The following is a 7,345-nucleotide window of genomic DNA, read 5'->3' on the forward strand; positions in this document are numbered from 1 at the left end:
AACTGAAACCTCATGAGCGATAGTGCGAGATCAGACTGAAAATTATCTCAGCACTTCTGGTAGTTTGGCAACCGAATAAATCGTTGTACACGTCGTGGGAGGGAAACCATACGTTTTTATCGGCGTATCAACGTTATTAAAAACCTCGGAGCTCAATTCGGTAACCCTTGTAAGCTAAATCTGGGGCAGCGTCAAATTTAGAAGCCCCCTATCACACAAAAAGTTGCAGAAAGTCACCAAGATTGGCCTGTTTTCATAAATCGGCACCTTTTGGGACTCAAGTACCTATCAATCTTGGGGTGATAAAAATAACTAACTCCCGACGACTTTGTTGCTGGGCATCCTGTTTAAACAGCCCCCCCAGCCAAGGAATATCGGCCAACATAGGCACTTTATTAACACCTTGACTGTTTTTTTGCTGAAAAATCCCGCCTAACACAATAGTTTCGCCGTCATTGACCGTTATTTGGGTTTTGATTTCCTGTTTATCGATTAGCAGAGTTTCACTATCACCACGTTTCATCGCCATTCCTGGCATATTATGGCTGATTTTTAAGTTTAAAGTAATTTTGCCATTACGCAGTATTTTTGGTGTGACTTCCATTCCTAATACCGCCTCTTTAAACTCAATCGTCGTCGCCCCTTTTTTCCCCCGTGAGACAGTATAAGGAATATCAGAACCTTGTTTGATACTGGCGGTTTGCTGATGTGAGGCCACTAAGCGCGGGCTGGCAATAATGTCGACCTGATTTTCTTGCTCCAGAGCGCTCAGCTCCAGCTCCAGTAGCCTCCCCCCGATGCGGGCAACATTAAACCCAGCACTGACTGCGCTGGTAGGCAGCGGTAAATTGACATTAAAATCACTCATTCTCAGCGCGGATGTAGGTTGCGGCTCACCCATTCCCCAACGTACGCCAAGTTCCTGCAAGTTTTCACGGCTGATGGTCACTATATGCGCGGCTAACTGCACTTGTTGCAAAGGCAAATCCATCTCTGCTAACCAGCTTTTCAATAATGCTAATGATGCGGAAGTATCGCGAATTAATAATGTATTTGTACGTTTATCTACCACCACACTGCCCAGCGGAGAAAGTAACCCGCCCTCGGCCAGGCTCAAACTGTCCGCGACTTGTTCAGCATCCGCATATTGCAAAGCCAGGCTCAAGTTACTGAGTGATTCTGGCCCCGCTTTTTGTTCAGCCAGCAACCGCCGGTCCTCAATATCCTGTTCGGTGAAAACCATCATCACCGCTCCCTCGCGCTCGACTTTCAAGCGGCTCATGCGCAAAACGATAGTAAGTGCTTGTTCCCAAGGGACATCCACCAGCCGGAGACTAAGATTACCGCCAATATCTGCCGCAATGACCAAATTCAATTGCTGATAATCCGCCAGTGCTTGCAACACCATGGGGGCAGGAGCGTCTTGAAACTCCAGTGAGATTGGCGTGCCACCTTTTGCATGAATGGGAAAGGGCATGGTAAGTAAGGCACTGAGCAGCAGAAAAAGAAATAATGGCCCTCGCGCCATACTGCATGCAGCCCATAGCCCGTCTTTTACTTTAATTATCTTATTGATTTTAATTGTATTTTTTATTTTTAATCTATAGAAATCCATCAGATTCATTCCTTTTAATACTGATGATTAATATCTTAGCGCATCGATAGCACCACAGAACCTGATGAACCTGAGCATGGCTTTTCTGGGTTAACATGCTGGAGGTGGACTTGCCGCGCACTGATGTGGGTCACTTGCCAATGGGGCAATAGGCGCGTTTCTATCGCCAGTTTTTGCCACTGGCCCTCCGCCCGCTGTACCCAAGCAAAATGGTCATCCGCCCCCCGGACAATGCCCTGTAATTGCCAATCGGCGAGTTTTTCGCGGTCATCATCACAAGACCCTGTTGAGATTCGTTCAAATGGATTGCGCCCAATCTCAGTTGATAAGGGTTCTGTGCCAACCGCCAAAGCCGGTAATGCCACCATCAACAGCCCCCCGAGTGTCCACTGTCTGTTGCGGTGATTACTCACTTTCACCTCCGGTAAAAGACTTTTTTAGGTTTAGTTTCACTGTCAGCGCATGCTTCTCTCGTGTAATGCCCATTATTTCGACTTGGACTGGCGATGAGGTTGCAGCTAACTGACGAAGTAAATGGAGTAATCCATAAAAATTCACCCGCAAGGTTGCATGCCATTGTTGTTGCTCGGATGAATCCGCTCCAGGCTCCACTGGTTGTTCAGATTGCCGCTGCCAACTGATAACCTGCCCACCAAACGGCACAATCCATTGTCCTACCAAATGTCCGATTGAGGCTTTTGACTGCTGCCACGGTGCTTCAACCGCGCTCAACACAGCAATCTGTTGCTCAAGAGAAATGAGCGATGGCAACTGCGCCAATGCGGATTTTTGGCGATCAACCTGTTGTTGGCATTGAATAATTTTCTGAGCGGCTAGCCACTGCTGTTGCCATAGGGGCCGCAGCACCATGCCATAAACACTCGCCCCCACCAGCACCAGTATTCCCCATTGATATAAACAAAGTTGCCAACCGGGTCTGTCCATCCAGCGCTGAAGCTGTTTATTCATCATGCTATTCATCATAAGAAACGTCCTCTCCCTGCCAGTCGGCCTGCGCCATAAACCGAAAATGACCATCATCCTGCTGCGCAATCTTTTGTAAGCGTACATTTGCCAATAGGGGCTGTCGCCTTAACTTCACCAAAAAATCATGGATAGCGGCGTAATCTTGACTGACAGCCTCAAAAATCAGATTTTCACCTTTAGGTATCAGGCTGATTAACCAGCAGTTATCGGGAATTTCCTGTGCTAACAGCTGCAATAACATTGCGTAACGGCGAGCGGATTGGTGCATTTGCCGATACATTTTCACTCGCTGCTGCGCGTGCTGTTTTTGTGTCATCCGCTGTTGAACTTGCTGATGCTGCTGGCTTAATACCTTTTGCTGATGCAAAAGTGCGGCAAGGCTGCTTTGCTGACTGATTTGCACTAACTGTGATTGCCTCTGCATAACCACCAGCGCGATGATAAAAAACAGGGCTTGGCATAGCCCTAAGTTGCGCCAAAATCGGTAACGCGCTAGCTGGCGTGCAGTGCGCCATGATGAGAAATTAACCTGATACATCAGTAATCTGCCGGGCGTAACGCCAGCCCACCAGCCAACATGAAAGCTGCCGGTGATGAGGGCAAAGGGGGCTGATACTGGGCGAACGCAGCAAAGGGCGACCAGCGCGTGGTATTTTCCGGTGGGGATTCATCTATCATACTGCTGTAATACACATTCACCGGCTTATCACTTGGTTGGGGATAATGGGTATGAAGCTGTGCCAGCAATGTAGTTAACGGATTAGCAGTTAACGGATTAAACGAGCGCACGCGGTCAGATTCCTGTGTCTCGTCAGTTTCAATGGGCACCACACCGAAGATAAACGGCATGTCACTGGAGGAAACCCACAGCCACTCATGTGCCAGTCGATGGACTAACCAATAAGTCCCTGATAAACCGGCGGCCGTGGCCATATAACGCAGGGCGCAGGGGGTGATATCAATCACGGGGGATGGCAAATTAGCCTGCTGTAAACATGCTTGCCATTGGTGAATTTCTGACTGACGAGCGGCGGTGATTAATAATTCACTGCCCACTTCAGCACGATAATCCAGCGCCAACTCCTGACTGTTGACCGGGAAAAGCTTGCTTGCCTCCGCATTGATAAACCCCGTGCGTTCGGGCTCACGCAGCCGCCGGTCTGGGAGAGGGATAGTCTGCTGCAATATACGCTGGGCGGGCAATGCAATGCGTAATGAAATATGTCGAGGTAATTGTTTGCGTAATAATTTGAGTTTGTCGCTAACCACATCTGGCTGTTGTAAAATACCCTCCCGCAAAGCCCCAGAAGGTAAGGTTTGATGCCACCAATACCGCAGTTGCCAGCCATAACGGCGTCTGACAACGGCCAAGGCGCGTATTGCCTCCATTTGAATATCTAGCCCAACCTGCCAATATTGTGTGTACATCTTTGTCGACCTCCGTGTCGAGAGAGAATAAAAGAACGTATCCATGTAACGGGCTTGCCTTTATACTACGGCGCGGTTGTTTATAAACTGCCCAATTGACATTGAATGGGAAATCTCAGGTGAAGTTCGTAAAGTATTTTTTGATCCTTGCGGTGTGTTGCATTTTACTGGGAGCAGCCTCGATATTTGGCCTGTACAAATATATTGAGCCTCAGCTACCCGACGTTGCCACACTGAAAGATGTCCGGCTGCAAACGCCTATGTTGGTGTATAGCGCCGAAGGCGAATTGATCGCCCAATACGGTGAAAAACGGCGTATCCCATTGACACTAAAACAGATTCCACCAGAAATGGTGCGTGCGTTTATTGCCACGGAAGATAGCCGGTTCTATGAGCATCACGGTGTGGACCCGGTCGGTATCCTGCGGGCGGCTTCTATTGCACTGGTTTCTGGCCGCGCCTCTCAGGGTGCCAGCACCATTACTCAGCAATTGGCACGAAACTTTTTCTTAAGCCCGGAACGCACCTTGATACGCAAAATCAAGGAAGCTTTCCTGGCTATTCGCATTGAACAGTTACTGACGAAAGATGAAATTCTTGAGTTGTATCTGAACAAGATTTATCTGGGTTACCGTGCTTATGGTGTTGGGGCGGCGGCACAGGTTTATTTTGGTAAAGAAGTCAATGAGTTGACTCTCAGTCAAATGGCGATGATTGCCGGTTTGCCGAAAGCGCCCTCGACTTTCAACCCGCTTTATTCACATGACCGGGCGGTTGCGCGCCGTAATGTTGTGCTATCGCGCATGCTGGATGAAAAATACATCACCCAGGCGCAATATGATCAAGCTCGCAGTGAAGAATTGGTCGCCAACTACCATGCGCCGCAAATCGCTTTCTCAGCACCTTATTTGTCTGAATTGGTGCGGCAGGAAATGATTAAGCGCTATGGCGAAAACGCCTATACCGATGGTTATCAGGTCTATACCACTATCACCAAAAAACTCCAATTGGCGGCGGTGGATTCCTTACGCGCCAATGTGTTGGCTTATGACATGCGCCATGGCTATCGCGGCCCATCCAATGTGTTGTGGAAAGTGGGTGAAAGCGCATGGAGCAATGAGAAAATTATTGATTCGCTGAAAACATTGCCGGTTTATGGCCCGCTGTTACCTGCGGTCGTTACGCAAGCGAATGCCGACCAGGCAACAGCAATATTGGCGGATGGCAACAGTGTAGCACTACCGATGGCCGGTATGCGTTGGGCGCGCCCGTATAAATCTGACAATGCTCAGGGGCCAACACCTAAAAAAGTCACTGATGTGGTACAGCCAGGCCAGCAGATTTGGGTCAGAAAAGTGGCTGACAATTGGTGGTTGGCTCAAGTGCCAGACGTCAATTCCGCCTTGGTTTCTATTGACCCGAACAATGGCGCAATCAAAGCACTGGTCGGCGGTTTTGACTTTAACCAAAGTAAATTTAACCGTGCGACACAGGCGCTGCGTCAGGTCGGGTCGAATATCAAACCTTTCCTGTATACCGCGGCAATGGACAAAGGCCTGACTCTGGCAACCATCCTTAACGACTTGCCAATTACTCGCTGGGATGCGGGTGCTGGCACCGATTGGCGGCCTAAAAACTCGCCTCCGACTTATGATGGCCCGATTCGTCTGCGTCAAGGTTTAGGCCAGTCGAAAAACGTGGTGATGGTGCGGGCAATGCGCGCCATGGGTGTGGATTATGCCGCTGAATATCTGGAGCGCTTTGGTTTCCCGGCACAGAATATCGTGCATTCAGAATCATTGGCGCTGGGTTCCGCGTCATTCACACCATTACAACTGGTGCGCGGCTATGCAGTATTGGCCAACGGCGGCTATTTGGTCGACCCGTATTTCATCACCAAAATCACCGATGATACCGGCAATGTGCTGTTTGAAACGAAACCAAAAATTGTTTGTGAAGAGTGTAACTTACCGGTCATTTACGGCGACACTCAGCGCTCTGTAGTGCTGTCCGACGATAACACTGAAAACGTCGCAACTTCACGAACGAATAATGCTAACAATGTGCCGATGCCGGAGCTGGAACAAGTCACGCCAGCACAGGCCAAGCTCAATAGCGATGGACAATATGCGCCACATGTGATCAGTACACCGCTGGCGTTCTTGATACGCGATGCATTGAACTCCAACATCTTCGGGGAACCGGGCTGGATGGGGACTGGCTGGCGTTCTGGACGTGACTTAAAACGCAGAGATATCGGCGGTAAAACCGGTACTACCAACAACTCAAAAGATGCCTGGTTCTCCGGCTACGGCCCGGACACCGTGACATCCGTCTGGATTGGTTTTGACGATCATCGCCGTGACTTAGGCCGCAGCACCGCATCTGGCGCTATTTCTGATCAGATTTCAGGCGCCGAGGGCGGAGCGAAAACGGCTCAACCGGCGTGGAATGACTTTATGAAAGTCGCCCTGGAAGGCCTGCCGGAAAAACAAGTGCCACCACCGCCAGGTATCGTTAGTGTCGTGATTGATAAGCAGACGGGCAAGCTATCCCCAGGTGGCCCAGGTAGCCGCTCTGAATACTTTATCGAGGGGACACAACCCACCGAGTATTCAGTGCATGAAGCGGGGACGACGCTGATGGATAACGGCCAAACTCACGAGTTATTCTGACGGTTGTGTAGCTATGTAGCTGCTGTAGCAAAATAAAAGCCGGGAAATCGCAAGATTGTCCCGGCTTAATGAGATGGTCACCCCCACCCTGTGAGCGGTAAGCTGACAGGGTTTTCTTTTGGAGGGATCATCATGCAAAACGTTACGCTCATCGGTATCGATCTTGGTAAGAATTCATTCCATATTCATTGCCAGGAAAAACACGGCAACCCATTATTACGCAAGAAGTTTTCTCGCACTCAACTCACCCAGTTTCTCGCCACCTGCCAGCCTTGTATTGTCGCGATGGAGTCCTGTGCCGGGGCGCATTTTATGGCCCGTCATATCAGCCAGTTAGGGCATCAGGTCAAACTCATTTCTCCGCAGTTTGTCCGGCCATTCGTTAAAAGTCATAAAAATGATTTTATTGACGCTGAGGCCATCTGCGAAGCCGTTTACTCACCCGACTTCATCAGCATTATGGCTATCTCTGCGAGCAGATAGAGGCCGTCGAAAAAGAGTTAAAAAACCACATGGCCGATGATGAAACCGCACAGCGCCTGCTTTCCATTCCCGGCGTCGGGCCAGTCACTGCCAGCCTGCTGGCGACCAAATTGGGGGACGGTAAAAACTATGCCAGCAGCCGGGATTTTGCGGCATC

At 49.6% G+C, this 7,345-nt stretch carries 6 protein-coding genes and 1 pseudogene; 2 read left to right on the forward strand and 5 right to left on the reverse strand.

What is annotated here, in order from left to right:
* Nucleotides 1-277: 277 nt before the first annotated feature.
* The 5 genes from hofQ to pilM form a co-directional block, all read right to left on the reverse strand.
* Nucleotides 278-1,477 (reverse strand): DNA uptake porin HofQ, encoded by a 1,200-nt coding sequence (gene hofQ, locus FTA91_RS19310; protein WP_227507681.1) that lies wholly within the window; start codon nucleotides 1,475-1,477, stop codon nucleotides 278-280.
* A gap of 173 nt (nucleotides 1,478-1,650) precedes the next feature.
* A complete protein-coding gene (locus FTA91_RS19315) occupies nucleotides 1,651-1,983 on the reverse strand; it encodes a pilus assembly protein PilP (RefSeq protein ID WP_080983629.1) in 333 nt (110 codons plus the stop codon).
* A 37-nt stretch (nucleotides 1,984-2,020) separates the two neighbouring features.
* Complete coding sequence (locus FTA91_RS19320) at nucleotides 2,021-2,584, reverse strand: pilus assembly protein PilO (RefSeq protein WP_145535922.1); 564 nt, start codon at nucleotides 2,582-2,584, stop codon at nucleotides 2,021-2,023.
* Nucleotides 2,585-2,588: 4 nt separating this feature from the next.
* On the reverse strand, nucleotides 2,589-3,140 hold the full coding sequence (locus FTA91_RS19325) for a PilN domain-containing protein (protein ID WP_050116174.1): 552 nt from the start codon (nucleotides 3,138-3,140) through the stop codon (nucleotides 2,589-2,591).
* Complete coding sequence (gene pilM, locus FTA91_RS19330) at nucleotides 3,140-4,030, reverse strand: type IV pilus biogenesis protein PilM (protein WP_050116173.1); 891 nt, start codon at nucleotides 4,028-4,030, stop codon at nucleotides 3,140-3,142. The genes FTA91_RS19325 and pilM overlap by 1 nt, the downstream gene beginning before the upstream one ends.
* A gap of 119 nt (nucleotides 4,031-4,149) precedes the next feature.
* Here pilM and mrcA point away from each other — a divergent pair, with 119 nt between their 5' ends.
* Nucleotides 4,150-6,705, forward strand: coding sequence for a peptidoglycan glycosyltransferase/peptidoglycan DD-transpeptidase MrcA (mrcA, locus tag FTA91_RS19335; protein WP_145535918.1), 2,556 nt, complete (start codon nucleotides 4,150-4,152; stop codon nucleotides 6,703-6,705).
* Nucleotides 6,706-6,837: 132 nt separating this feature from the next.
* A pseudogene (locus FTA91_RS19340) lies at nucleotides 6,838-7,345 on the forward strand (IS110 family transposase); the annotation flags it as partial.

The sequence above is a fragment of the Yersinia thracica genome (genome assembly GCF_902170565.1).
Classification (GTDB): Bacteria; Pseudomonadota; Gammaproteobacteria; order Enterobacterales; family Enterobacteriaceae; genus Yersinia; species Yersinia thracica.

Coding starts and splice junctions, on each gene's coding strand:
- FTA91_RS19320 (WP_145535922.1), bottom strand. CDS start 2,584: ATGAATAAACAGCTTCAGCGCTGGATGGACAGACCCGGTTGGCAACTT.
- FTA91_RS19325 (WP_050116174.1), bottom strand. CDS start 3,140: ATGTATCAGGTTAATTTCTCATCATGGCGCACTGCACGCCAGCTAGCG.
- pilM (WP_050116173.1), bottom strand. CDS start 4,030: ATGTACACACAATATTGGCAGGTTGGGCTAGATATTCAAATGGAGGCA.
- FTA91_RS19315 (WP_080983629.1), bottom strand. CDS start 1,983: ATGGTGGCATTACCGGCTTTGGCGGTTGGCACAGAACCCTTATCAACT.
- hofQ (WP_227507681.1), bottom strand. CDS start 1,477: ATGCCCTTTCCCATTCATGCAAAAGGTGGCACGCCAATCTCACTGGAG.